This is a genomic window from Pantoea sp. ACRSB, from assembly GCF_022346905.1.
In the GTDB taxonomy this organism is placed as follows: domain Bacteria; phylum Pseudomonadota; class Gammaproteobacteria; order Enterobacterales; family Enterobacteriaceae; genus Pantoea; species Pantoea piersonii.
This window is the reverse complement of the sequence record NZ_JAKRNL010000001.1, coordinates 864,185-890,140: the sequence shown is the minus strand read 5'-3', so window position 1 is coordinate 890,140 and position 25,956 is coordinate 864,185. Positions and strand designations below refer to the sequence as shown.

The following is a 25,956-nucleotide window of genomic DNA, read 5'->3' as shown; positions in this document are numbered from 1 at the left end:
TATGAAGACAGTATTGGTGACGGCATTTGAACCTTTCGGCGGCGAAAGTCTTAACCCTTCCTGGGAGGCGGTACACGCGCTTGACGGCAAAACGCTCGGCGGCGCCCGTATTGTGGCGCGACAGCTGCCGGTCGTCTTCAGCGATGTGCTGGGGGTGCTTTACGCCGCGATGGATGAGGTACAGCCCGATTTGATCCTGTCGGTCGGACAGGCGGGCGGGCGCAGCGATATTACTCTGGAGCGCATCGGCATTAACGTCGATGACGCGCGCATTCCCGATAACGCAGGGCAGCAGCCGGTGGACGAGCCGATTGTGGCGGACGGACCGGCGGGCTATTTCTCCACGCTGCCGATCAAGGCGATTGTTGCGGCGCTGCGCGAGGCGGGCATTCCCGCGTCGGTTTCGCAAACTGCCGGAACCTTTACCTGCAATCGCGTGATGTACGGTCTGCTGCACCGACTGCATACTCAGGGCAACCGCGTGCGCGGCGGCTTTGTGCATATTCCCTATCTGCCGGAGCAGGCGGCGCGGCATCCAGGCGCGCCCAGCATGGCGCGGGATAACGTTATGCAGGCGCTGGAGATCGCTATTCGCGTCTCGCTGGAGACGGAAACCGACCTGAAAGTCGTCGGCGGCGCAACGCACTAAGAGGACGAACATGCCAGAAGGACCGGAGATCCGCCGCGCGGCGGATCAGCTAGAAGAAGCGATTGTCGGCAAGCCATTGACGGAGGTCTGGTTTGCCTTTCCTGAACTCAAGACTTACGAGCCTGCGCTGCTGGGCGAGCAGGTCAACGCCATCGAGACGCGCGGCAAAGCGCTGCTGACGCACTTTTCCAACGGCCTGACGCTTTACAGCCATAACCAGCTGTATGGCGTCTGGCGCGTAGTAGAGAGCGGCCAAGTGCCAGAAACGAAACGCCAGCTGCGCGTGCGGCTGGCGGTCGCCGATCGCGCCATTCTGCTTTACAGCGCTTCCGATATTGAGTTGCTTAATGCCGAGTCGCTGGCGGCGCATCCGTTTCTCAATCGCGTCGGGCCAGATGTGCTCGATCCGCAGCTTGATGTGGCGACGGTGCGTGAAAGGCTGCTGTCGCCGCGCTTTCGCCGTCGTCAGTTTAGCGGGCTGCTGCTCGATCAGGCGTTTCTGGCGGGGCTGGGCAACTATCTGCGGGTGGAGATCCTCTGGCAGGCGGGCCTGCTGGCGCAGCATCGCGCGCAGGAGCTAACGGATGAGCAGCTTGATACGCTCAGCGAGGCGCTGCTGGCGATACCGCGTCACTCTTACCGTATGCGCGGCACAATGAAGAAGTACCATCACGGCGCGGCGTTTCGCTTTGAAGTGTTCCATCGTCAGGGGAAGAAATGTCGTCGCTGCGGTGAGATTATTCAGAAGGGGACGCTCTCTTCGCGGCCTTTTTACTGGTGTCCTGGCTGCCAGCACTAAGCGAAAAATGAGCAGTAGAGGCGGCGCGATAGTTCGGGAAGCGGGTGACTGGGCTCGAAGAGCAAAGCGTCCCGCGCCAGGGAAGGCGCGGGCCGAGCGAGCAGGGATGCGAAAAGCGACTTTGCGATCGAGCCCAGTTACCCGCGTTGGCACAGAGCCAAAAAGCAAAAGCGGAGATTTCTCTCCGCTTTTTATATTGCCTTAATCTTCTTTTTTCAGCGCAGAGGTAAATTCGCGCTCGGTATAGCCGGTATAGAGCTGACGTGGACGGGCAATTTTCATGCCTTCGTCGTGCATCTCTTTCCAGTGCGCAATCCAGCCGACGGTACGCGCCATGGCGAAGATCACAGTAAACATTGATGACGGAATGCCCATCGCTTTCAGAATAATGCCAGAGTAGAAGTCGACGTTCGGGTAGAGTTTGCGCTCGATAAAGTAGGGGTCGTTCAGCGCAATATGCTCCAGCTCCATCGCCACTTCCAGCAGGTCATCCTTCATGCCCAGCTCGTTCAGCACTTCATGGCAGGTTTCGCGCATAACGGTCGCGCGCGGGTCGTAGTTTTTATACACGCGGTGACCGAAGCCCATCAGGCGGAAAGAGTCGTTTTTATCTTTCGCGCGGCGCACAAATTCCGGAATATGCTCAACGGTGCTGATCTCTTCCAGCATGCGCAGCGTGGCTTCGTTCGCGCCGCCGTGCGCCGGTCCCCACAGCGAGGCGATGCCTGCCGCGATACAGGCGAACGGGTTAGCGCCGGAAGAGCCAGCGGTACGCACAGTAGAGGTAGAGGCGTTCTGCTCATGGTCAGCATGCAGGATCAGAATACGGTCCATGGCGCGCTCCAGCACCGGGTTCACCTTGTACTCTTCGCAAGGCGTAGCGAACATCATATGCAGGAAGTTACCCGCGTAGGAGAGATCGTTGCGCGGATAAACAAAAGGCTGGCCGATAGAATACTTGTAGCACATTGCCGCCATGGTCGGCATTTTGGAGAGCAGACGGAACGCGGCGATTTCACGGTGACGCTCGTTATTCACATCCAGCGAATCGTGGTAGAAGGCCGCCAGCGCGCCGGTGACGCCGCACATTACTGCCATCGGGTGCGAGTCGCGACGGAAGCCGTGGAACAGACGGGTAATCTGCTCATGGATCATGGTATGGCGGGTCACGGTCTCGCGGAATTCTTCAAACTGCTGCTGCGTTGGCGCTTCGCCGTTCAGCAGGATATAGCACACTTCCAGATAGTTGGAGTGGGTCGCTAGCTGATCGATAGGGAAGCCACGATGCAGCAGGATACCTTCATCGCCGTCGATAAAGGTGATTTTGGATTCGCAGGACGCTGTAGAAGTGAAACCCGGATCGAAGGTGAAAAGGCCGTTTGAACCCAGAGCGCGGACATCAACCACATCCTGGCCCAGCGTGCCTTTCAGTACGTCCAGCTCAAGTACCGATTCATCTTGTAGGGTTAGCGTCACTTTTTTATCTGTCATTTTCGTCTCCATAGCGCCTTATGTAAGTATGGATCTTAGACACCTGAAAAGCGGTCATGTTGCGGTCGCCATTAACTTCACAATAACACTCTGCGGTAACAACGCGGGTGCAGGGTACAGAGTGAGAGGCGTGTCCCGACAGGGAACGAGGCAGTCATGAAAATCTGCATATCGCGGTTGTTAAAGATCCGGTCTGGACATAACTTCCTGGTAATCAACAACCTGTTGTTTTAGGGTGCTCACAATCAGAATGTTACATAACTTGTGCTTAGGGGAAAGTGTATCCCCATAACTTTTGTGCATCACTGGGGTTTGATGCCCTAGTTTGTAACTGAATTGTTGAACTTTTGTCAAATCAGATAATTAAATTTGTATTAAATGTGAAATTCGTGAGTCAGATCACTGTTTCACTCAAATGTACCCAAAGAGATTGTAGGGTAATTGTAATAAGAATGTGATCGTCCTATACTGCCGCCAGGTCTCCGGAAACCCCCTGACACCAGGAGCCACCCAGCGTTTCTACCGCGTCAATTAACACTGGATGTTGCTGATTTGGTGACGGTTAAAGTCTGAACACACCTGTGATTCGACTCCGCCTCAGGGACCGGAGGAAGCAAAATAAAAAAGAGCTGTGTGGGCAAAACCGTGAAAAAACAAAGACCTGTCAACTTGGATCTCTCGACGATCCGGTTTCCCGTTACTGCAATATCGTCCATTCTCCACCGCGTTTCCGGCGTCATTACCTTTGTGGCTCTCGGTATCCTGCTCTGGTTGCTGGGCACCTCTCTCTCTTCCCCGGAAGGTTTCCAGCACGCTGCCGCCATTATGGATAGCTTCTTCGTGAAGTTTATTATCTGGGGCATTCTTACGGCGCTGGCATTCCACACGGTGGGCGGGATTCGTCATATGTTGATGGATTTTGGTTACCTGGCTGAGACGCTGGCTATTGGCCGTCAATCTGCCTGGGTTTCCTTTGGCATTACTGTCGTGCTTTCAATTTTGGCTGGAGTTCTCGTATGGTAAGCAATGCATCCGCGTTGGGCCGTAGCGGCATTCAAGACTGGCTGCTGCTGCGCGCTTCGGCAATCCTCATTACGCTCTATATCATTTACCTTGTCGGCTTTATCGCCCTGACCGATACGCTGACTTATGACGTCTGGCGCGGTTTCTTCGCCTCGTCATTCACGAAAGTCTTCACCCTGCTGACGCTGTTCTCCATTCTGATCCACGGCTGGATTGGAATGTGGCAAGTGCTGACCGATTACGTCAAGCATCTGGCCGTCCGTCTGATTCTGCAAATGGCGATCGTGGTCGCGCTGCTGTGGTATGCAATCTATGGAACTGTTGTGGTGTGGGGTGTGTAAATGAATTTGCCAGTCAGAGAATTTGATGCCGTGGTGATCGGCGCAGGCGGCGCAGGTATGCGTGCCGCACTGCAAATCTCCCAGTCGGGCCAGACCTGCGCCCTGTTATCAAAAGTTTTTCCTACCCGTTCCCACACCGTGTCTGCGCAGGGCGGTATTACCGTTGCGCTCGGCAATACCCATGAAGATAACTGGGAATGGCACATGTATGACACCGTTAAAGGTTCCGACTATATCGGCGACCAGGACGCGATCGAATATATGTGTAAAACCGGCCCGGAAGCGATTCTGGAGCTGGAGCATATGGGCCTGCCGTTCTCCCGTCTGGAGGATGGTCGCGTCTATCAGCGTCCGTTCGGCGGCCAGTCGAAAAATTTCGGCGGCGAACAGGCTGCGCGTACCGCGGCGGCGGCGGACCGTACCGGCCACGCCCTGCTGCATACGCTCTATCAGCAGAATCTGAAGAACAAAACCACCATCTTCTCCGAATGGTATGCGCTCGATCTGGTGAAAAACCAGGATGGCGCCATCGTCGGCTGTACGGCGATCTGCATTGAAACCGGCGAAACCGTCTACTTCAAAGCGAAAGCGACTATTCTGGCGACCGGCGGGGCAGGCCGTATCTACCAGTCAACCACCAACGCGCATATCAATACCGGTGACGGCGTCGGCATGGCGCTGCGCGCAGGCGTGCCGGTGCAGGATATGGAGATGTGGCAGTTCCACCCGACTGGCATCGCTGGCGCGGGCGTACTGGTGACCGAAGGCTGCCGCGGCGAAGGCGGCTACCTGCTGAACAAACACGGCGAGCGCTTTATGGAGCGTTATGCCCCGAACGCCAAAGATCTGGCAGGCCGCGATGTGGTTGCCCGTTCTATGATGATCGAAATCCGCGAAGGACGCGGCTGCGATGGCCCGTGGGGCCCGCATATCAAGCTGAAGCTCGATCACCTCGGCGCAGACGTGCTGGAATCGCGTCTGCCGGGCATTCTGGAGCTGTCGCGCACCTTCGCGCATGCCGATCCGGTTAAAGAGCCGATTCCGGTTATCCCGACCTGCCACTATATGATGGGCGGCATTCCGACCAAAGTTACCGGCCAGGCGCTGCGCGTTAATGCGCAGGGCGAAGATGAAGTCATTCCTGGCCTGTTCGCCGTCGGTGAAATCGCCTGCGTATCGGTTCACGGCGCTAACCGTCTCGGCGGCAACTCGCTGCTGGACCTGGTGGTGTTCGGCCGCGCGGCCGGCGTACACCTGATGGAGTGCATTGAACAGCAGGGGCCGCTGCGCGATGCCACGACGGAAGAGATCGACGCCGCTATGGCGCGCTTCAACCGCTGGGAAAACAACACCACTGGCGAAGATCCGGTCGAAATCCGTAAAGCGCTGCAGCGCTGCATGCAGAACAACTTCTCAGTATTCCGTGAAGGCGATGCGATGAAGCAGGGTCTGGAAGAGCTGAAACAGATTCGCGAACGTCTGAAATCAGCCCGTCTGGATGACCGTTCACCGGACTTCAATACCCAGCGTATTGAGTGCCTGGAGCTGGATAACCTGATGGAAACGGCTTACGCCACGGCGGTTGCGGCGAACTTCCGCACCGAGAGCCGCGGCGCGCACAGTCGATTCGACTACCCGGATCGCGATGATGAAAACTGGTTGTGCCACAGTCTCTACGTCCCCGAAACCGAGAGCATGACGCGCCGCGAGGTGAACATGCAGCCGAAACTGCGCGCGGCCTTCCCGCCGAAAGTGCGTACATACTAATTGCGGAGACGATCATGAGACTCGAGTTTTCTATTTATCGCTACAATCCTGAGGTCGACGCCGCGCCGCGCATGCAGGATTACACTCTGGAATCAGAAGACGGGCGCGACATGATGCTGCTGGACGCGCTCATCCGTCTGAAAGAGAAAGATCCGACGCTGGCGTTTCGTCGCTCCTGCCGTGAAGGCGTGTGCGGCTCCGACGGCCTCAATATGAACGGTAAAAATGGCCTGGCGTGCATCACGCCGGTCTCGGCGCTGGGCAACGGCAAGCAGAAGATTGTGATCCGTCCGCTGCCGGGCCTGCCGGTTATCCGCGACCTGGTTGTGGATATGGGGCAATTCTATGCGCAATATGAGAAGATTAAGCCTTACCTCTTGAATAATGGAGAGAATCCGCCGGCACGCGAGCATCTGCAGACGCCTGCCGAGCGTGAGCATCTGGATGGTCTGTATGAGTGTATTCTCTGCGCCTGCTGCTCAACCTCCTGTCCGTCGTTCTGGTGGAACCCGGATAAGTTCGTTGGTCCTGCTGGTCTGCTCGCCGCGTATCGCTTCCTGATCGACAGCCGCGACACGGAAACCAATGCGCGCCTGGACAATCTGAGCGACGCTTTCAGCGTTTTCCGCTGTCACAGCATCATGAACTGTGTGAGCGTGTGTCCGAAAGGGCTTAACCCGACGCGCGCCATCGGCCATATCAAGTCGATGCTGCTGCAACGGAATGCATAAAACCTTATCCGTCCGGGAACCTCAGGTTCCCGGCGTTTTACGGAAGCCTTGCTAAGCGCGGCGGCGCCACGCTTAGCAAGGTTCCCTTACGGGCAGGGCGCGTGTGAGCGCACAGGCTCGTATCGCTGAACTCACTACGGCAAACCGCGAAAGCGGCAACAAATGAAACCTCAAAAAAGCATAGTAATGCTTAAGGGATCACAATGCAGAACAGCGCGATGAAGCCCTGGCTGGACTCCTCCTGGCTGGCCGGCGCGAACCAGTCTTACATAGAGCAACTCTATGAGGATTTCCTGACCGATCCGGACTCTGTCGATGCAGTGTGGCGCACGATGTTCCAACAGCTGCCGGGCACCGGCGTGAAACCTGAACAGTTTCACTCCACCACGCGCGAATACTTTCGTCGCCTGGCGAAAGATGCATCTCGTTACACCTCCACCGTTTCCGATCCGGCCGCCAATTCAAAGCAGGTTAAAGTCCTGCAGCTGATTAACGCCTTCCGTTTCCGCGGCCATCAGCATGCGAATCTCGACCCGCTTGGCCTGTGGAAGCAGGATCGCGTCGCTGACCTCGATCCCGCCTTTCACGATCTGACCGACGCCGATTTTCAGGAAAGCTTTAACGTAGGCTCTTTCGCCATCGGCAAAGAGACCATGAAGCTGGCCGATCTCTATGAAGCGCTGCAGCAGACCTATTGCGGCTCCATCGGTGCAGAGTACATGCACATCAACAACACCGAAGAGAAGCGCTGGATCCAGCAGCGCCTGGAATCGGTGGCGGGCCGCGCTGCCTTTAGCAGCGAAGAGAAAAAAGGTTTCCTGAAAGAGCTGACCGCGGCAGAAGGGCTGGAAAAATACCTCGGCGCGAAATTCCCGGGCGCGAAACGCTTCTCGCTGGAAGGCGGCGATGCGCTTATCCCGATGCTGCGCGAAATGATCCGCCATGCGGGCAAGAGCGGCACGCGTGAAGTCGTGCTGGGCATGGCGCACCGCGGTCGTCTTAACGTGTTGATCAACGTGCTGGGCAAAAAGCCGCAGGATCTCTTCGACGAGTTCGCTGGCAAGCATAAAGATCACCTCGGCACCGGCGACGTAAAATACCATATGGGCTTCTCGTCAGACGTAGAGACCGAAGGCGGTCTGGTGCATCTGGCGCTGGCGTTCAACCCGTCCCATCTGGAAATCGTCAGCCCGGTAGTCATGGGTTCGGTGCGCGCGCGTCTGGATCGTCTCGATTCGCCGGGCAGCAACCAGGTATTGCCGATCACTATCCACGGCGACGCCGCGGTTATCGGCCAGGGCGTGGTGCAGGAAACCCTGAACATGTCTCAGGCGCGCGGCTACGAAGTCGGCGGCACCGTTCGTATCGTTATCAACAACCAGGTGGGCTTCACCACCTCCAACCCGCGCGACGCGCGCTCGACGCCATACTGTACCGATATCGGTAAGATGGTGCTGGCGCCGATTTTCCACGTCAACGCGGACGATCCGGAAGCGGTGGCGTTTGTGACTCGCCTGGCGCTCGATTATCGCAATACCTTTAAGCGCGACGTCTTTATCGACCTGGTTTGCTACCGCCGTCACGGCCATAACGAAGCTGACGAGCCGAGTGCAACCCAGCCGCTGATGTATCAGAAAATCAAAAAGCATCCGACGCCGCGTAAGCTCTACGCCGATCGTCTGGAAGCGGAAGGCTCTGCCAGCCCGGAAGACGCAACCGAGATGGTGAATCTTTATCGCGACGCGCTGGACGCGGGCGAGTGCGTGGTAGCCGAATGGCGCCCAATGAGCCTGCACTCCTTTACCTGGTCGCCGTATCTCAACCATGAGTGGGATGAAAGCTACCCGTCAACCGTCGAACCGAAACGTCTGCAAGAGCTGGCGCGTCGTATCAGCCAGATCCCGGAAGCGGTCGAGGTGCAGGCGCGCGTCGCGAAAATTTACAATGACCGTAAAGAGATGGCCGAAGGCAACAAGCCTTTCGACTGGGGCGGCGCGGAGAACCTGGCCTACGCCACGCTGGTGGATGAGGGTATTCCGGTGCGCCTTTCCGGCGAAGATTCCGGCCGTGGCACTTTCTTCCATCGCCATGCGGTGATCCATAACCAGTCCAACGGCTCCACCTACACGCCGCTGCACCATATCCATAATGGACAGGGGCAGTTCAAGGTGTGGGACTCCGTCCTGTCGGAAGAGGCGGTGCTGGCGTTCGAATATGGCTACGCCACCGCTGAGCCGCGCACCCTGACGATCTGGGAAGCGCAGTTCGGCGACTTCGCCAACGGTGCGCAGGTGGTAATCGACCAGTTCATCAGCTCCGGCGAGCAGAAATGGGGCCGTATGTGCGGTCTGGTTATGCTGCTGCCACACGGCTACGAAGGTCAGGGCCCGGAACACTCCTCAGCGCGTCTGGAGCGTTATCTGCAGCTCTGCGCAGAGCAGAACATGCAGGTGTGCGTGCCGTCTACCCCGGCGCAGGTCTACCATATGCTGCGTCGTCAGGCGCTGCGCGGTATGCGCCGTCCGCTGATCGTTATGTCGCCGAAATCGCTGCTGCGTCATCCGCTGGCGGTCTCTACGCTGGACGAACTGGCTAACGGCAGCTTCCAGCCCGCAATTGGCGAAATCGACGCGCTCGATCCGCAGCAGGTGAAACGCGTGGTGCTCTGTTCAGGCAAGGTTTACTACGATCTGCTTGAACAGCGCCGTAAAAACGAGCAGACCGATGTCGCCATCGTGCGTATCGAGCAGCTCTATCCGTTCCCGCATAAAGCGGTGCAGGATGCGTTAAAAGATTATGCCCATGTGCAAGATTTCGTCTGGTGTCAGGAAGAGCCGCTGAATCAGGGCGCATGGTATTGCAGCCAGCATCACTTCCGCGAAGTGGTTCCGTTCGGCGCTTCGCTGCGCTATGCGGGCCGTCCGGCTTCCGCTTCACCGGCTGTGGGCTATATGTCCGTACATCAACAACAGCAGCAAGACCTGGTTAATGACGCGCTGAACCTTGGTTAATTTAAAAGGAAAGATAATGAGTAGCGTAGATATTCTCGTTCCCGACCTGCCTGAATCCGTTGCCGATGCCACCGTGGCAACCTGGCACAAAAAACCAGGCGATGCGGTAAGCCGCGACGAAGTGCTGGTAGAGATCGAAACTGACAAAGTGGTACTGGAAGTGCCGGCCCAGGCTGACGGCGTGCTGGAAGCCGTACTGGAAGATGAAGGCGCGACCGTCACCTCGCGCCAGATCCTGGGTCGCCTGAAAGAAGGCAACAGCGCAGGCAAAGAGACCAGCGCTAAAGCGGACACCAACGAGTCAACTCCGGCGCAGCGTCAGACGGCGTCGCTGGAAGAAGAGAGCAACGATACGCTGAGCCCGGCGATCCGTCGTCTGATTGCCGAGCACAACCTGGACGCATCACAGATTAAAGGCACCGGTGTAGGCGGTCGTATCACTCGCGAAGATGTGGAAAAACATCTGGCGAAGAAACCGGAAGCGGCTAAAGCTGCTCCTGCCGCCGCTGAAGCTGCGCCGCAGACCGCTGTCGCTAACCGCAGCGAAAAACGCGTGCCGATGACGCGCCTGCGCAAGCGTGTGGCCGAGCGTCTGCTGGAAGCGAAGAACAGCACCGCCATGCTGACCACCTTCAACGAAGTGAACATGAAGCCGATTATGGATCTGCGTAAGCAGTACGGCGAATCCTTCGAGAAGCGTCACGGCGTGCGTCTGGGCTTTATGTCCTTCTATCTGAAGGCGGTAGTGGAAGCGCTGAAGCGTTTCCCGGAAGTTAACGCTTCAATCGACGGCGAAGACGTGGTTTACCACAACTACTTCGACGTCAGCATCGCAGTCTCCACGCCGCGCGGCCTGGTGACGCCGGTGCTGAAAGATGTTGACGCGCTGAGCATGGCGGACATCGAGAAGAAAATTAAAGAGCTGGCAGTGAAAGGCCGCGACGGCAAGCTGACGGTTGAAGAGCTGACCGGCGGTAACTTCACCATCACCAACGGCGGCGTCTTCGGCTCGCTGATGTCGACGCCGATCATCAACCCGCCGCAGAGCGCTATCCTGGGCATGCATGCCATCAAGGATCGTCCGATGGCGGTGAATGGTCAGGTTGTGGTGCTGCCGATGATGTATCTGGCGCTCTCATACGATCACCGTCTGATCGACGGCCGCGAATCAGTCGGCTATCTGGTGGCGGTGAAAGAGCTGCTGGAAGATCCGGCGCGTCTGCTGCTGGACGTCTGATTTTCGCCGGGCGCGCCGGTTGAACGCGCGCCCAACTTTATTACTCTTTTCAGACCTGAATGGATAGAACATCATGAACTTACACGAATACCAGGCGAAACAGCTGTTTGCACGGTATGGTATGCCGGCACCAACGGGCTACGCCTGTACTACGCCACGCGAAGCGGAAGAAGCGGCCTCTAAAATTGGTGCAGGCCCGTGGGTAGTTAAATGTCAGGTTCATGCCGGCGGACGCGGTAAAGCGGGCGGCGTGAAAGTGGTCAACAGCAAGGAAGATATCCGTACTTTCGCTGAAAACTGGCTGGGCAAACGCCTGGTGACCTATCAGACTGACGCAGAAGGCCAGCCGGTAAACCAGATCCTGGTTGAAGCGGCGACCGATATCGATCAGGAACTCTATCTGGGCGCGGTAGTCGATCGCGCTACCCGTCGCGTGGTCTTTATGGCCTCGACCGAAGGCGGCGTTGAGATTGAGAAAGTAGCGGAAGAAACGCCGCACCTGATCCACAAAATGGCGCTCGATCCGCTGACCGGTCCGCAGCCTTATCAGGGCCGCGAGCTGGCGTTCAAACTGGGCCTGACCGGCAAACAGGTCAGCCAGTTCACTAAAATCTTTATGGGCCTGGCGACCATGTTTCTGGAGCGCGACCTGGCGCTGGTTGAGATCAACCCGCTGGTGATCACTAAGCAGGGCGATCTGGTCTGCCTCGACGGCAAACTGGGCGTGGACGGCAATGCGCTGTTCCGTCAGCCGGAGCTGCGCGAAATGCGCGATCCGAGCCAGGAAGATCCGCGCGAAGCGCACGCAACGCAGTGGGAACTGAACTACGTCGCGCTGGAAGGCAACATCGGCTGTATGGTTAACGGCGCAGGTCTGGCGATGGGCACCATGGACATCGTGAAGCACCACGGCGGCCAGCCGGCTAACTTCCTTGACGTGGGCGGCGGCGCGACCAAAGAGCGCGTAACTGAAGCCTTTAAAATTATCCTCTCCGACGACGCGGTAAAAGCGGTCTTCGTTAACATCTTCGGCGGCATCGTGCGCTGCGACCTGATCGCTGACGGCATCATCGGCGCCGTCGCTGAAGTAGGCGTCAACGTACCGGTTGTGGTACGTCTGGAAGGAAACAACGCCGAGCTGGGCGCGCAGAAACTGGCGGACAGCGGACTGAACATCATTGCAGCAACCAGCCTGACTGACGCGGCACAGCGCGTTGTTGCGGCTGCGGAGGGGAAATAATGTCTATTCTGATCGACAAAAACACTAAAGTGATTTGCCAGGGTTTCACTGGCGGTCAGGGGACTTTCCACTCTGAGCAGGCGCTGGCTTATGGCACGCAGCTGGTCGGCGGCGTAACGCCGGGCAAAGGCGGCACCACGCATCTGGGTCTGCCGGTGTTCAACACCGTACGTGAAGCGGTAGAAGCGACCGGCGCGACTGCAACGGTAATCTATGTTCCCGCGCCGTTCTGTAAAGACGGCATCCTGGAAGCGATCGACGCAGGCATCAAGCTGATCATTACCATTACCGAAGGCATCCCGACGCTGGATATGCTGACGGTGAAAATGAAGCTGGACGAAGCGGGCGTGCGCATGATCGGACCAAACTGTCCGGGCGTGATCACCCCAGGCGAATGCAAAATCGGCATCATGCCGGGCCACATTCACCAGCCAGGCCGCGTCGGCATCGTGTCGCGTTCCGGTACCCTGACCTATGAAGCGGTGAAGCAGACCACAGACATCGGCTACGGCCAGTCTACCTGTGTCGGCATCGGCGGCGACCCGATCCCAGGCTCTAACTTCATCGACATCCTGAAAATGTTCCAGGATGACCCGCAGACCGAAGCGATCGTTATGATCGGCGAGATCGGCGGCAGCGCGGAAGAAGAGGCGGCGGCGTTTATTAAAGAACACGTCACCAAGCCAGTTGTCGGCTACATCGCAGGCGTGACCGCGCCGAAAGGCAAACGTATGGGCCACGCAGGCGCCATCATTGCCGGTGGCAAAGGTACGGCAGACGAGAAGTTCGCTGCGCTGGAAGCGGCAGGCGTGAAAACCGTTCGCAGCCTGGCGGATATCGGCGACGCGGTAAAAGCGGTGCTGCCAGCGAAATAAGCGGGCTATGCATCAGCAATCAGGCCACCCTTCGGGGTGGCTTTTTTTTGCCGAAAAAAACAGCGCGTCGAAACGTTCTTTACAGCGCGGCTCAAAAGAGACTGGTGGGGTGGGAAAAAAGGAGTGTCTTTTAGGGAGTAGGGTTAAAAAGTAAAATTAAAAGTAATGCTTTTCTAAATTATGCCATTTCTCTGTGACAACTAATTAACATTAATCTTCAGACTACATATCTGGAAATTAAAAGCGTTAATCCAGATCAAAACTTCTCTATATTTAACAAACTTTACCGCTGGCAAAGCGTAAGCCAACCGGTTTTAATTGCGCTGCATCAATTCAGTCATTTCCAGAAACATCCAGGAGATTGCGCCAGACATCAATTAATGGATGGCGTCAGTTGTTCTCTCGCCTGCCCGGAACGGACTGACGATGCTTTTAGGGGAAGTTTCACTACCGTTACTCGCTCACGTCGGGCCGCGGTTCACTGTGAGCCGTCGGTAACAAAAAAACTGGAATCAATAATCAGTCGTTCCTGAATCTTATTCTCTGCGTCTATACCTGCTGTTCGCCGTTGTTATTCGCAGAATAAGGTCATGCGAGGAGCAAGGAGTCATTATGTTAGATATCGTCGAGCTGTCGCGTTTACAGTTTGCCTTAACGGCGATGTACCATTTCCTGTTTGTCCCGTTAACGCTCGGTATGGCGTTTTTGCTGGCAATTATGGAAACGGTTTACGTCCTCAGCGGTAAACAAATCTATAAAGATATGACCAAATTCTGGGGCAAGTTATTTGGAATTAACTTTGCGCTGGGCGTGGCCACCGGCCTGACCATGGAGTTTCAGTTCGGAACCAACTGGTCTTATTACTCTCACTACGTCGGCGACATTTTCGGTGCGCCGCTCGCCATCGAAGGGTTAATGGCGTTCTTCCTGGAATCCACCTTTGTCGGCCTGTTTTTCTTCGGCTGGGATCGCCTGGGTAAAACTCAGCATCTGGCGGTCACCTGGCTGGTGGCGTTGGGATCTAACCTCTCGGCGCTCTGGATCCTGGTGGCGAACGGCTGGATGCAGAATCCCATCGCCTCTGAATTCAACTATGAAACCATGCGCATGGAGATGCTGAGCTTCTCCGACCTGGTGCTTAACCCGGTAGCGCAGGTGAAATTCGTGCATACCGTCGCGGCGGGCTACACCACCGGCGCCATTTTTATCCTCGGCATCAGCGCCTGGTATCTGCTTAAAGGACGCGATGTCGCCTTCGCGAAACGCTCTTTCGCTATCGCCGCCAGCTTCGGCATGGCTGCGGTGCTCTCGGTAATTGTGCTGGGCGATGAGTCGGGCTACGAAATGGGCGACGTGCAGAAAACCAAGCTCGCCGCCATTGAGGCAGAATGGGAAACCCAGCCTGCGCCAGCGGCCTTTACGCTGTTCGGCCTGCCAAATCAGGAGAAACATGAAAACGCCGATGCGGTGCAAATCCCCTGGCTGCTCGGCCTGATTGCGACGCGATCTATAGATACGCCGGTAACCGGCCTGAAAGATTTGATGGCGCAGCATGAGGTGCGTATCCGCAACGGCATGAAAGCCTATGCGCTGCTGAATCAGCTGCGCAGCGGCAGCGAAGATCCGGCGGTGCGCGAGGCGTTTAACCAGAGCAAACAGGATCTGGGCTACGGCATGCTGCTGAAACGCTACACGCCGAACGTGGCAGATGCGACTGAAGCGCAGATCCAGCAGGCGGTCAAAGATTCTATTCCGCGCGTAGCGCCGCTCTATTTCGCCTTCCGCATTATGGTGCTGGCGGGCGTGCTGCTGCTGGGCATCATCACCTTCTCGTTCTGGAGCGTGATCCGCAACCGTATCGGTAAGCATCGCTGGCTGCTGAAGGCGGCGCTGTACGGCATTCCGCTGCCGTGGATCGCGGTGGAAGCGGGCTGGTTTGTCGCCGAATATGGCCGTCAGCCCTGGGCGATCGGCGAAGTGCTGCCGACCTCGGTGGCCAACTCCTCACTGACCGTAGGCGATTTGCTCTTTTCCATGCTGCTGATTTGCGGTCTCTACACGCTGTTCCTCGTGGCGGAAATGTATCTGATGTTTAAATTCGCGCGCCTCGGTCCGAGCAGCCTGAAAACCGGACGATATCACCATGAGCAGGTCGCGACGGCGGCTGAGCCGGTACGTGGTTAAGGAGAGCAACCATGTTTGATTATGAAGTTCTACGCTTTGTCTGGTGGCTGCTGGTCGGCATCTTGCTGGTGGGCTTCGCCGTGGCAGACGGTTTTGATATGGGCGTCGGCATGCTGACGCGCCTGATGGGACGCGACGATACCGAACGCCGCATTATGGTCAACAGCATCGCGCCGCACTGGGATGGCAACCAGGTCTGGCTGATCACCGCAGGCGGCGCGCTGTTCGCTGCCTGGCCGATGGTCTATGCCGCCGCCTTCTCTGGTTTCTACGTGGCGATGATTCTGGTGCTGGCGTCACTCTTTTTTCGTCCGGTAGGTTTCGATTATCGTTCTAAAATTGAAGATATGCGCTGGCGCGGCATGTGGGACTGGGGCATCTTTCTTGGCAGCTTCGTTCCGCCGCTGGTGATTGGCGTGGCGTTCGGCAATCTGTTGCAGGGCGTGCCGTTCCATGCGGATGAATATTTACGCCTCGACTACACCGGCAACTTTTTCCAGCTGCTCAATCCGTTCGGGCTGCTGGCGGGCGTTATCAGCGTAGCGATGATTCTGACGCAGGGCGCGACCTATTTGCAGATGCGCACCACCGGCGAACTGCATCTGCGTTCGCGCGCCGTGTCACAGGTCGCCGCGCTGGTGATGATGGTCTGCTTCGTGCTGGCGGGCGTCTGGGTGAAATATGGCATCGATGGTTATGTCATCACCAGCGCTATCGATCACCACGCGGCGTCGAACCCGCTGGGAAAAACCGTTGTACGCGAGGCGGGCGCCTGGCTGGCGAACTTTAACGATATGCCGGCGCTGTGGCTCTTTCCGCTGCTCGGCGTGGTGCTGCCGTTGCTGACGGTGATCTTCTCGCGCAGCGAGAAGGGCGGCTGGGCGTTTGTCAGCTCATCGCTGACGCTGGCGTGCGTCATTATGACCGCAGGTATCGCGCTGTTTCCGTTTGTCATGCCGTCGAGCATCGAACCCGGCATGAGCCTGACGATGTGGGATTCCACCTCGAGCCAGCGCACGCTGACGGTTATGACCTTTGCCGCCATCATCTTCGTGCCCATCGTTCTGGCCTATACCAGCTGGTGCTACTACAAGATGTACGGGCGTATCACGAAAGAACATATTGAGCGCAATACGCACTCTCTCTACTGATTAAGGAGACGACGCATGTGGTATTTTGCCTGGATTCTCGGCACCCTGCTGGCCTGCGCTTTTGGCGTGATCACCGCGCTGGCGCTTGAGCATGTTGAAGAGAGCGCCGCACAGGACGAGCGTGCCTGATGCGCAAGCTGATTCGGACGGCATATCGTCTGATGAACAAAGGGCCCCTGCGGGCCCTTTCGCTCATTCTGGCGCTGATTGTGGCGGGCTGTTTGTTCTGGGATCCTTCGCGCTACGCTGCGAGCACCAGCACTCTGTCGGTATGGCAAGGCATTCTGGTGATCTGGGCGGTATGCGCCGGCGTGATCCACGGCGTAGGCTTTCACCCGCGCCGCACGCGCTGGCAGGCGCTCTTCTCGCCGCCGGTGGCCCTGATCGTCCTGCTGCTGGCTCTCTGCTGGTTCTGGCGCTAACGCGTAACAGCCGCCGCTGGCTGTGGAGTATTGTCAGCGGCAGGTCAAGAAATCTACTGAAAATCCTTCCGTTTGTTTCCGTCCGATAATTATTTTCTCCTGGCTCTGGCATCCCATTCCCAACCCCAAATCTCTTGCGTATAGTAGCAACGTTTAAAAACGAGACCGGGATGTAGAGTGAGTACAACGCTGTTTCGCTGGCCGGTTCGGGTCTATTACGAAGATACCGACGCCGGTGGCGTGGTTTACCATGCCAGCTATATCGCTTTTTATGAACGAGCACGTACCGAGATGTTGCGTCAGCACCATTTCAATCAGCAAACTCTGCTGGAAGAGCAGGTTGCTTTTGTGGTGCGGCGCATAACGGTGGACTATGTTTCGGCGGCACGTCTTGATGACCTTCTGGAAATCCAGAGCGAAGTCACCGCGATGACGCGCGCGACCATGACATTTTCCCAGCGTATCGTGAATGCAGAAGGCAAAGTCCTGAATGAAGCAGAAGTCCTGATTGCCTGCATTAACCCACATCTTATGAAGCCGATAGCGCTTCCCAAGTCTATTGTCGCGGAGTTCAAGCAGTGACTGACATGAACATTCTTGATTTGTTCCTGAAGGCGAGCCTTCTGGTCAAACTTATCATGTTGATTTTGATCGGCTTTTCCATTGCCTCCTGGGCCATCATTATTCAGCGTACCCGTATTTTGAATGCGGCGGGACGCGAGGCGGAAGCGTTTGAAGACAAATTCTGGTCTGGCATTGAGCTTTCCCGTCTCTACCAGGAGAGCCAGGGACGTCGCGAAGAGCTGAGCGGTTCAGAACAGATTTTCTACGCCGGCTTCAAAGAGTTTGCCCGTCTGCATCGCGCTAACAGCCACGCGCCTGAAGCGGTGGTCGAAGGCGCCAGCCGCGCCATGCGCATCTCAATGAACCGCGAGCTGGAAACTCTGGAGAACCATATTCCTTTCCTCGGTACCGTCGGCTCTATCAGCCCTTATATCGGCCTGTTCGGCACCGTCTGGGGCATCATGCACGCCTTTATCGCGCTGGGCGCGGTAAAACAGGCGACGCTGCAAATGGTTGCGCCAGGTATCGCCGAAGCGCTGATCGCTACCGCGATCGGTCTGTTCGCCGCGATCCCGGCAGTCATGGCCTATAACCGACTGAACCAGCGCGTCAATAAGCTGGAGCAGGGCTACGACAACTTTATGGAAGAGTTCACGGCCATCCTGCACCGTCAGGCTTTCTCCAGCGATAACGCTAAGTAAGCGGAGGTAACTCATGGCCAGAGTACGTGGTCGCGGCCGCCGCGACCTGAAATCGGAAATCAATATCGTTCCGCTGCTCGACGTCCTGCTGGTGCTGCTGCTGATCTTTATGGCGACAGCGCCGATTATCACCCAGAGCGTAGAAGTGGATCTGCCGGACGCCACCGATTCGAAAACGGTCTCCAGCGACGATAATCCGCCGGTGATTGTAGAGGTCTCAGGTGTTGGCCAGTACAGCCTGGTGGTGGATCACGATCGTATGGAGCAGCTGCCGCCGGAACAGGTGGTAAGCGAGGCGCAGCGTCGCATTGAGGCGAATCCAAAAACCGTCTTTTTAATTGGCGGCGCAAAGGATGTGCCTTACGACGAAATTATTAAAGCGCTTAACCTGCTGCATCAGGCAGGCGTTAAATCTGTCGGTTTGATGACGCAGCCGATTTAAAGTCGAACCGTTTTTTGGGAACCGAGTGTGTCGAAGGCAACCGAGCAAAACGAGAAGTTAAAGCGCGCGATAATTATATCGGTAGCTCTGCACGTCGTGCTGATCGCGCTGCTGGTCTGGAGCTCGTTCAACGAGAATATTGAGGCGAGCGGCGGTGGCGGCGGCAGCGATATCGACGCGGTAATGGTCGATCCCGGCGCTGTAGTGGAACAGTACAATCGTCAGCAAAACCAGAAAAGCGACAGCCAGCGCGCCGAGCAGCAGCGTCAGAAGCAGGCGCAGCAGCAGGCTGAAGAGCTGCAGCAGAAGCAGGCCGCCGAACAGCAACGCCTGAAGGCGCTGGAAAAAGAGCGTCTTCAGGCGCAGGAAGCGGCCAAAGAGCAGGCTGAGCAGCAGAAACAGGCGGAAGCGGCTGCTAAAGCGGCGCAGGAGCAGCAGAAAGCAGCCGAAGCGGCCGCCGCGCAAGCCAAAGCCGATGCGAAAGCTGAAGCGCAGGCGCAGGCGAAAGCCGCCGCTGAAGCGAAGCAGAAAGCAGAAGAGCAGGCGAAACAGGCTGCCGCCGACGCGAAGAAAAAGGCGGAAGAGCAGGCGAAAGCCGCAGCCGCGGCCGCCGCGAAAGAGAAAGCGGTTGCTGACGCCAAAGCAGCTGCCGACGCGAAGGCGAAATCTGAGGCGCAGGCGAAAGCAAAAGCGGCGGCGGATGCCAAAGCGAAAGCCGCGCAGGAAGCGAAAGAAAAAGCCGAGGCGGCGAAAGAGAAGGCCGCTGAGGAAGCGAAAGAGAAAGCCGAGGCGGCGAAAGAGAAAGCCGCTCAGGAAGCGAAAGAGAAAGCTGAGGCGGCGAAAGAGAAGGCCGCGCAGGAAGCCAAAGAAAAAGCGGAAGCTGCGAAAGAGAAAGCAGCAGCCGAGGCGAAGGCCAAAGCGGAAGCAGCGGCTAAAGCGAAAGCCGATGCGAAGAAAAAAGCAGCGGCGGAAGCGGCGAAAAACAGCAGCGACGTCGACGATCTGCTTGGCGGCCTCACCTCCGGCAAAAATGCACCGAAGAGCGGCAACGCCAGCGGCGGCGCGCCGGCAGGGCAGGGTAACCAGAAAAAATCGGGCGCGTCCGGTGCGGATATCAGCAACTATGCGGGCCAGATCCAGGCAGCGATCCAGAGTAAGTTTTACGATTGGGAAAACTACAAGGGTCGTACCTGTACGCTGCGCATCAAGCTGGCGCCGGATGGTTTGCTGATTGACGCCAAAGCGGAAGGGGGCGATCCCGCGCTCTGTCAGGCGGCGTTAGCGGCCGCGCGTCAGGCGCGTATTCCTAAACCGCCGACGCAGGACGTTTATCAGGTCTTTAAGAACGCGCCGCTGGATTTCAAGCCGCAATAATGCAGTATCTTACGTCAGCTTGATCTATGGTTAAGCCGTAAACAAACAGAAGTCATGTTTTTCAGGAACTGTGCCAGTTATCGTGGACTGAGGTTCAGATAAGGGAGATAAGATGAAGCAAGCTCTTCGTGTCACGTTAGGCTTTTTTATACTGTTGTGGGCGGCCATGCTGCATGCAGAAGTCCGCATCGAAATTACACAGGGCGTCAACACGGCCCGTCCAATTGGCGTTGTGCCTTTTAAATGGGCAGGCTCCGGCGCGGCGCCGGAGGATGTCGGCGGCATCGTCGGCGCTGACCTGCGCAACAGCGGCAAGTTTAATCCGCTGGATGTCTCTCGTCTGCCGCAGCAGCCGACCAGCGCCCAGGAAGTTCAGCCTGCGGCATGGACCGCGCTGGGCATCGACGCGGTAGTCGTCGGTCAGGTTCAGTCGAACCCGGACGGCAGCTATCAGGTCTCTTACCAGCTGGTCGATACCGCCGGTTCGCCGGGCAATGTTATCGCCCAGAACTCCTTCAAGGTCACGAAACAGTGGCTGCGCTATGCGGCGCACACCGCCAGCGACGAAGTGTTTGAAAAGCTGACGGGCATCAAGGGCGCGTTCCGCACCCGTATCGCCTACGTCGTGCAGACCAACGGCGGCCAGTTCCCGTATGAGCTGCGCGTAGCGGATTACGATGGTTACAACCAGTTTGTGGTGCATCGCTCGCCGCAGCCGCTGATGTCGCCTGCATGGTCGCCGGACGGTTCCAAAGTTGCTTACGTTACCTTTGAAAGCGGCAAATCGGCGCTGGTGGTGCAGACGCTCTCTAACGGCGCTATCCGTCAGGTCGCTTCTTATCCGCGTCACAACGGCGCGCCAGCGTTCTCTCCGGACGGCTCCAAACTGGCGTTCGCCCTGTCGAAAACCGGCAGTCTTAACCTTTACGTAATGGATTTGGGCTCTGGTCAGACGCGTCAGGTAACCGACGGACGCTATAACAGCACCGAACCGACCTGGTTCCCGGACAGCCAGACGCTGGCCTATACCTCGGACCAGGCTGGCGCGCCGCAAATCTACAAAATTGGCATCAACGGTGGCACGCCGCAGCGTATTACCTGGGAAGGAGCACAGAACCAGGATGCGGACGTCTCAACCGATGGTAAGTCTATGGTGATGATCAGCACCAGCGGTGGTGCGCAGCACGTCGCCAAACAAGATCTGGAAACGGGTGCCGTCCAAACGTTGACGAACACGTTCCTGGATGAAACGCCAAGCCTGGCACCGAACGGCACGATGGTAATCTATAGCTCTACTCAGGGGATGGGTTCCGTGTTGCAGTTGGTCTCAACCGATGGGCGTTTCAAAGCGCGTCTTCCGGCAACCGATGGACAGGTTAAATTCCCTGCCTGGTCGCCGTATCTGTGATATCCGCTTCTGCGGGTTAAGCAAACATCTAACAATAATGGGATTTTGAAATGCAACTGAACAAAGTGCTGAAAGGGTTGATGCTGGCTCTGCCGGTTCTGGCTGTAGCCGCTTGTAGCTCACACAAAAACAACAATAACGACCAGACTGGCATGGGCGCTGATGGCGCTTACGGCAACGGTTCTGGCATGAACGGCAGCGGCAACATGTCTTCTGACGAGCAGGCGCGCCTGCAGATGCAGCAGCTGCAGCAGAACAACATCGTTTACTTCGGTCTGGACAAATATGATGTGCAGTCTGATTACGCTCAGATGCTGGACCAGCACGCAGCCTTCCTGCGCGGCAACCCGTCATACAAAGTGACCATCGAAGGTCACGCGGATGAGCGCGGTACGCCGGAATACAACATCGCACTGGGCGAGCGTCGTGCTAACGCCGTGAAGATGTACCTGCAGGGCAAAGGCGTGTCAGCTGACCAGATGTCTATCGTCTCTTACGGTAAAGAGAAACCGGCTGTTCTGGGTCATGACGAAGCGGCTTACTCTAAAAACCGTCGTGCCGTTCTGGTCTACTAAGAGAATCACATGATTAGTAACTTCAGACTTCATCTGTTGGGTCTGTCGTTACTGGTTGGCGTAGCGGCCCCCTGGGCCGCTAATGCCCAGGCGTCAATCAGTAGCGTCGGCTCTGGCTCGGTCGAAGACCGTGTCACCAATCTTGAACGAATTTCCAATGCCCAGGCTCAGCTTCTGCAGCAACTGCAGCAGCAGATGAGCGATAACCAAAGCGATATCGATTCTCTGCGCGGGCAAATCCAGCAAAACAGCTACCAGCTTAATCAGGTCATCGAGCGGCAAAAGCAGCTCTATCAGCAGATCGACAGCCTGAGCAGCAGCGGCGCGAATAATGCGGCGCAAAGCGGCGCTGCCGCACCGGCGGCAGGCGCTGATGCAGATGCGGGTGCGGCGGCCAGTGCGGGCGCAGGCGCCGCAGCGGCCTCATCAGGCGCGCCGGTGCAGAGCGGCGACGCTAACAGCGACTATAACGCTGCGGTAGCGCTGATTCTGGAAAAGAAACAGTATGACCAGGCGATCGCGGCGCTGCAGGCGTGGGTGAAGCGCTATCCTGATTCAACCTACCAGCCGAACGCCAATTACTGGCTGGGTCAGTTGAATTACAACAAAGGTAAAAAAGACGACGCGGCTTATTATTACGCCACCGTGGTGAAAAATTACCCGAAGTCGCCGAAAGCCTCTGAAGCGTTGCTAAAGGTTGGCGTCATCATGCAGGAGAAAAACGATACGGCGAAAGCCAAAGCGGTTTACCAGCAGGTGATCAAACTTTACCCCAATACCGATTCAGCAAAGCAGGCGCAAAAACGTCTCGACGGGCTGTAATTTGTGCAGCCAGCACCGGATTTTGCCTGATTTCTGGTCTGGCAGCATGAAAGGTAAGCAGTTGACGCCGCTGGTGGAAAATAAGGGTTGCGCTACCTCGGTAAATCAGTAATATATGCCGCCGTTGCCGGGACAGATTGCAAATGTGTCTGGCAAGCCTGAAGATGGGTCGTTAGCTCAGTCGGTAGAGCAGTTGACTTTTAATCAATTGGTCGCAGGTTCGAATCCTGCACGACCCACCATCTTCTCAGCGAACAGGTTCTCTTCTCTGTTGCTGCGAAACTTCAGCATCGCTTCACAACCTAAAGATGGGTCGTTAGCTCAGTCGGTAGAGCAGTTGACTTTTAATCAATTGGTCGCAGGTTCGAATCCTGCACGACCCACCATCTTTTCGCAGGCCTCAGGTTTGCGGGTTGTAAGCCCCAAGCGGGTCGTTAGCTCAGTCGGTAGAGCAGTTGACTTTTAATCAATTGGTCGCAGGTTCGAATCCTGCACGACCCACCAATTCAGGAAAAAGCGCCCAACGGGCGCTTTTTTCGTTTCTGCGCACACAAGGTTAACGTGCAGGATGAGAGCCTGCGCAGGTTCGACTGAATCGCCGGAGCGATTCAGGCTGATGCGAAGCATCACCCACAGGGCGAGGCCCCGGACGGGCCGAGGCAAATCCTGCACGACCCACCAATTCAGGAAAAAGCGCCCAACGGGCGCTTTTTTCGTTTCTGCGCACACAAGGTTAACGGCAGGATGAGAAGTTGCGCAGGTTCGACTGAATCGCCGGAGCGATTCAGGCTGATGCGAAGCATCACCCGCAGGGCGAGGCCCCGGACGGGCCGAGGTAAATCCTGCACGACCCACCAATTCAGAGAAAAGCGCCCAACGGGCGCTTTTTTCGTTTCTGCGCACACAAGGTTAACGTGCAGGATGAGAGCCTGCGCAGAACAGATTTTATTTCTGCGCCACCCCCCCGGTTATGACATTTTCTTCGTCTTCGCAGCCGTAAGGCTCTCCCAGATATGCATCACCGCATAGCTGCGCCACGGACGCCACTGTTGGGAGCGCGCCTCCGCCTCGGACGGCTTCAGGCCGCCAAGATTATTGCGGATGGCGATATCCTCTTTGGGGAAAGCGTCCGGCCAGCGCAGCGCGCGCATGGCAATATAGTGCGCTGTCCAGGGGCCAATGCCCGGTAGCGCCACCAGCTGCTTCATTACCGTCTCGGGCGACTGAGTGGCGTTAAAACGCAGCGCTCCTGCGGCACACGCCTGCGCGAAGGCGATAATGGCGCGTGAGCGCGCGCTGACGATACCCTGCGGCGCAACATCGTCTACCGTCAGGCTGGCAATACGCTCTGGCTGGGCTGTGTAGCGAGTCAGATCGGGGAAGGGCGTCTCGCAGGGTTCGCCAAAAGCGGCGGCAAAGCGGCTGCTGACGGTGGTGGCGGCCTTAACCGTCACCTGCTGGCCGATGATAGCGCGCACGCCAAGCTCAAACGCGTCGAATGCGCCCGGCACGCGTAAGCCGGGATGCGCCAGCAGGCTGGGCGCCAGCAGCGCATCCTGAGCCAGACAGGCGGCGATTATCTGCGGCTGGGCGTTGAGGTCAAAAAGATCGCGCAGTCTTCGAAGCAGCAGCGGTAACACCGGCGTCAGCGAAGTGGAAAAGGTGACCTGCAGCGCGCTCTTTTCAGGTAAATGCGACACGCTGACCCAGCCGCGACAGCGGCCCAGCGCCACGGTTCGCCGGTAGGTGCCATCCTGCACCGCCTCGACCTCTTTCATGACGTGCGTCTGCAAAAAGGCCAGCATCGCTTCCCAGTCATAGGGCGGGCGATACACCAGGCGCAGCGTGGCGCTGTCGCCCGGCTGCGCGCGCGTCGCGGCGCTGATGCCTTTTCGCAGCGCGCTCGGCGTCATGCGATAGCGCGCCTGAAACACGTCGTTAAAGCGGCGCAGGCTGCTGAAACCACTGGCGTAGGCCACTTCCGTCACCGGCAGCTGCGTCTCCGTCAGCAGCTGCTTCGCCAGCAGCATACGGCGCGTCTGCTTCAGCTCCAGCGGCGATACGCCAAGTTCCTGCTGCACGATACGGCGCAGCTGACGCAGGCTAACGCCAAACTCGGCGGCGATCGCCTCCAGCCCCTCGCGCTCCTCCAGCATGCCCTCTTCAATACGCTGAATCAGCCGATCCGCCACGCGGTGAGGCTGGTCAACCGGCGCATTGCCCGGCGCCAGTTCGGGCCGACAGCGCAAACAGGGGCGAAAATGGGCCTTCTCCGCCGCTTCAGCGCTGGCGAAAAACAGGCAGTTCTTCTGCTGCGGCGCTTTAACCGGACAGATGGGGCGGCAGTAAATGCCGGTCGACGTGACGCCAACGAAAAAAACGCCGTCGAAACGGGTATCGCGTGAGGTTAACGCCTGATAAGCAATCTCAGAATCGAACATGATGACTCCTGCAAATAAACAGAGCCTATACCCGGTTTCTGATGCAGACTCGCTGTTTTCGGACAGCAAAGCAGTTTAGCCTGATGACCGAAAACGGCCAGCGCGCCATGGATAAAATGCGACAATAGAGACTGTCTCAAACCGGGAGAACGGCATCATGTATCACTTTAAACTTGTCTCCACGCCGGTGGGCGAACTGAAACTGGTGGCGAGCGAGCGCGGGCTTGCAGCCATCCTGTGGAAAAACGACGACCCGCATGGCTCGCGCTTTCTGCCGCAAACGCGCGATGAGGCGCATCCAGTCCTTATTGAAGCCGAGCGTCAGCTGCGGGAATATTTTGCCGGCGAACGCCGCTGCTTTACGCTGCCGCTCGACTTCGTCGGCACCGAGTTTCAGAAAAAAGTGTGGAACGCGCTGGTGGCGATCCCCTTTGGGGAAACGCGCAGCTACAGCGAAATCGCCCGCCAGATCGGCCACCCGCAGGCGGTGCGCGCGGTGGGAGCGGCGAACGGCAGAAATCCTCTCTCCATCGTCGCGCCCTGTCATCGCGTTATCGGCGCCAACGGCAAACTCACCGGCTTTGCCGGTGGGCTGGAGGTCAAAGCCTTTCTGCTGGATCTGGAAATGCCGCAAAAGGCGGGCGTGCTGCCGCTGTTCACGGAGGAGCCACGCTAAGCTTCCGCTTAAAAAAGAGCACGACACCGCAG

At 57.4% G+C, this 25,956-nt stretch carries 24 protein-coding genes and 3 tRNA genes; 25 read left to right on the top strand and 2 right to left on the bottom strand.

Features of this window, described 5'->3' with window-relative positions:
• Position 1: 1 nt before the first annotated feature.
• Both pcp and nei read left to right on the top strand, forming a co-directional pair.
• Positions 2-649, top strand: a complete 648-nt coding sequence (gene pcp / locus MHZ89_RS04315) for a pyroglutamyl-peptidase I (protein ID WP_311781986.1) — start codon at positions 2-4, stop codon at positions 647-649.
• Between the two features lie 10 nt (positions 650-659).
• Entirely contained in the window at positions 660-1,448 is a 789-nt protein-coding gene (nei, locus tag MHZ89_RS04310; RefSeq protein WP_311781985.1) for an endonuclease VIII, read from the top strand.
• 201 nt (positions 1,449-1,649) lie between these two features.
• Here the strand turns inward: nei and MHZ89_RS04305 are convergent, their stop codons facing one another.
• The gene (locus MHZ89_RS04305) at positions 1,650-2,939 is read right to left on the bottom strand and encodes a citrate synthase (RefSeq protein ID WP_126688556.1); all 1,290 of its coding nucleotides are present in this window, start codon (positions 2,937-2,939) and stop codon (positions 1,650-1,652) included.
• Between the two features lie 633 nt (positions 2,940-3,572).
• Between MHZ89_RS04305 and sdhC the strand changes: the two genes are divergently transcribed.
• The 22 genes from sdhC to MHZ89_RS04195 all read left to right on the top strand — a co-directional run bounded on the left by sdhC (position 3,573) and on the right by MHZ89_RS04195 (position 23,311).
• Entirely contained in the window at positions 3,573-3,962 is a 390-nt protein-coding gene (gene sdhC / locus MHZ89_RS04300; protein ID WP_311781984.1) for a succinate dehydrogenase cytochrome b556 subunit, read from the top strand.
• On the top strand, positions 3,956-4,303 hold the full coding sequence (sdhD, locus tag MHZ89_RS04295; RefSeq protein WP_311781983.1) for a succinate dehydrogenase membrane anchor subunit: 348 nt from the start codon (positions 3,956-3,958) through the stop codon (positions 4,301-4,303). The genes sdhC and sdhD overlap by 7 nt, the downstream gene beginning before the upstream one ends.
• Positions 4,304-6,070 (top strand): succinate dehydrogenase flavoprotein subunit, encoded by a 1,767-nt coding sequence (gene sdhA, locus MHZ89_RS04290; protein WP_311781982.1) that lies wholly within the window; start codon positions 4,304-4,306, stop codon positions 6,068-6,070.
• A 14-nt stretch (positions 6,071-6,084) separates the two neighbouring features.
• Entirely contained in the window at positions 6,085-6,801 is a 717-nt protein-coding gene (locus tag MHZ89_RS04285) for a succinate dehydrogenase iron-sulfur subunit (protein WP_120451469.1), read from the top strand.
• A 203-nt stretch (positions 6,802-7,004) separates the two neighbouring features.
• The gene (gene sucA / locus MHZ89_RS04280) at positions 7,005-9,812 is read left to right on the top strand and encodes a 2-oxoglutarate dehydrogenase E1 component (RefSeq protein ID WP_311781981.1); all 2,808 of its coding nucleotides are present in this window, start codon (positions 7,005-7,007) and stop codon (positions 9,810-9,812) included.
• A 16-nt stretch (positions 9,813-9,828) separates the two neighbouring features.
• The gene (odhB, locus tag MHZ89_RS04275; RefSeq protein ID WP_120451473.1) at positions 9,829-11,049 is read left to right on the top strand and encodes a 2-oxoglutarate dehydrogenase complex dihydrolipoyllysine-residue succinyltransferase; all 1,221 of its coding nucleotides are present in this window, start codon (positions 9,829-9,831) and stop codon (positions 11,047-11,049) included.
• 73 nt (positions 11,050-11,122) lie between these two features.
• The gene (gene sucC / locus MHZ89_RS04270) at positions 11,123-12,289 is read left to right on the top strand and encodes an ADP-forming succinate--CoA ligase subunit beta (protein WP_311781980.1); all 1,167 of its coding nucleotides are present in this window, start codon (positions 11,123-11,125) and stop codon (positions 12,287-12,289) included.
• Positions 12,289-13,164 (top strand): succinate--CoA ligase subunit alpha, encoded by an 876-nt coding sequence (gene sucD / locus MHZ89_RS04265; RefSeq protein WP_013025067.1) that lies wholly within the window; start codon positions 12,289-12,291, stop codon positions 13,162-13,164. Before sucC ends, sucD begins: the two co-directional genes overlap by 1 nt.
• Positions 13,165-13,776: 612 nt before the next feature.
• Positions 13,777-15,348, top strand: a complete 1,572-nt coding sequence (gene cydA / locus MHZ89_RS04260; protein ID WP_311781979.1) for a cytochrome ubiquinol oxidase subunit I — start codon at positions 13,777-13,779, stop codon at positions 15,346-15,348.
• Between the two features lie 11 nt (positions 15,349-15,359).
• Positions 15,360-16,499: a cytochrome d ubiquinol oxidase subunit II gene (gene cydB / locus MHZ89_RS04255; protein ID WP_311781978.1), complete on the top strand. Its 1,140-nt coding sequence runs from the start codon at positions 15,360-15,362 to the stop codon at positions 16,497-16,499.
• 15 nt (positions 16,500-16,514) lie between these two features.
• The gene (cydX, locus tag MHZ89_RS04250; protein ID WP_120451481.1) at positions 16,515-16,628 is read left to right on the top strand and encodes a cytochrome bd-I oxidase subunit CydX; all 114 of its coding nucleotides are present in this window, start codon (positions 16,515-16,517) and stop codon (positions 16,626-16,628) included.
• Complete coding sequence (gene ybgE, locus MHZ89_RS04245; protein WP_311781977.1) at positions 16,628-16,921, top strand: cyd operon protein YbgE; 294 nt, start codon at positions 16,628-16,630, stop codon at positions 16,919-16,921. Before cydX ends, ybgE begins: the two co-directional genes overlap by 1 nt.
• A 177-nt stretch (positions 16,922-17,098) precedes the next feature.
• Positions 17,099-17,503, top strand: coding sequence for a tol-pal system-associated acyl-CoA thioesterase (ybgC, locus tag MHZ89_RS04240; protein WP_311781976.1), 405 nt, complete (start codon positions 17,099-17,101; stop codon positions 17,501-17,503).
• A complete protein-coding gene (gene tolQ / locus MHZ89_RS04235; RefSeq protein WP_120451487.1) occupies positions 17,500-18,186 on the top strand; it encodes a Tol-Pal system protein TolQ in 687 nt (228 codons plus the stop codon). Before ybgC ends, tolQ begins: the two co-directional genes overlap by 4 nt.
• 13 nt (positions 18,187-18,199) lie before the next feature.
• Positions 18,200-18,628, top strand: a complete 429-nt coding sequence (gene tolR, locus MHZ89_RS04230) for a colicin uptake protein TolR (protein WP_033751683.1) — start codon at positions 18,200-18,202, stop codon at positions 18,626-18,628.
• Positions 18,629-18,655: 27 nt separating this feature from the next.
• Positions 18,656-20,002, top strand: a complete 1,347-nt coding sequence (gene tolA / locus MHZ89_RS04225) for a cell envelope integrity protein TolA (RefSeq protein ID WP_311781975.1) — start codon at positions 18,656-18,658, stop codon at positions 20,000-20,002.
• 112 nt (positions 20,003-20,114) lie between these two features.
• The gene (gene tolB, locus MHZ89_RS04220) at positions 20,115-21,410 is read left to right on the top strand and encodes a Tol-Pal system beta propeller repeat protein TolB (RefSeq protein WP_311781974.1); all 1,296 of its coding nucleotides are present in this window, start codon (positions 20,115-20,117) and stop codon (positions 21,408-21,410) included.
• Between the two features lie 50 nt (positions 21,411-21,460).
• Positions 21,461-21,985 (top strand): peptidoglycan-associated lipoprotein Pal, encoded by a 525-nt coding sequence (pal, locus tag MHZ89_RS04215; RefSeq protein WP_120451493.1) that lies wholly within the window; start codon positions 21,461-21,463, stop codon positions 21,983-21,985.
• Positions 21,986-21,994: 9 nt separating this feature from the next.
• Positions 21,995-22,807: a cell division protein CpoB gene (cpoB, locus tag MHZ89_RS04210; RefSeq protein WP_311781973.1), complete on the top strand. Its 813-nt coding sequence runs from the start codon at positions 21,995-21,997 to the stop codon at positions 22,805-22,807.
• A gap of 166 nt (positions 22,808-22,973) precedes the next feature.
• Positions 22,974-23,049 (top strand) — tRNA-Lys (locus MHZ89_RS04205).
• A 68-nt stretch (positions 23,050-23,117) separates the two neighbouring features.
• Positions 23,118-23,193, top strand: a tRNA-Lys gene (locus MHZ89_RS04200).
• A gap of 42 nt (positions 23,194-23,235) precedes the next feature.
• Positions 23,236-23,311 (top strand) — tRNA-Lys (locus MHZ89_RS04195).
• A 464-nt stretch (positions 23,312-23,775) separates the two neighbouring features.
• On the opposite strand, the gene MHZ89_RS04190 is transcribed toward MHZ89_RS04195, so the two are convergent.
• Positions 23,776-25,248 (bottom strand): AlkA N-terminal domain-containing protein, encoded by a 1,473-nt coding sequence (locus MHZ89_RS04190; protein WP_311781972.1) that lies wholly within the window; start codon positions 25,246-25,248, stop codon positions 23,776-23,778.
• Positions 25,249-25,405: 157 nt separating this feature from the next.
• Here MHZ89_RS04190 and MHZ89_RS04185 point away from each other — a divergent pair, with 157 nt between their 5' ends.
• Positions 25,406-25,924: a methylated-DNA--[protein]-cysteine S-methyltransferase gene (locus MHZ89_RS04185; protein WP_311781971.1), complete on the top strand. Its 519-nt coding sequence runs from the start codon at positions 25,406-25,408 to the stop codon at positions 25,922-25,924.
• The last annotated feature ends 32 nt before the right edge of the window (positions 25,925-25,956 follow it).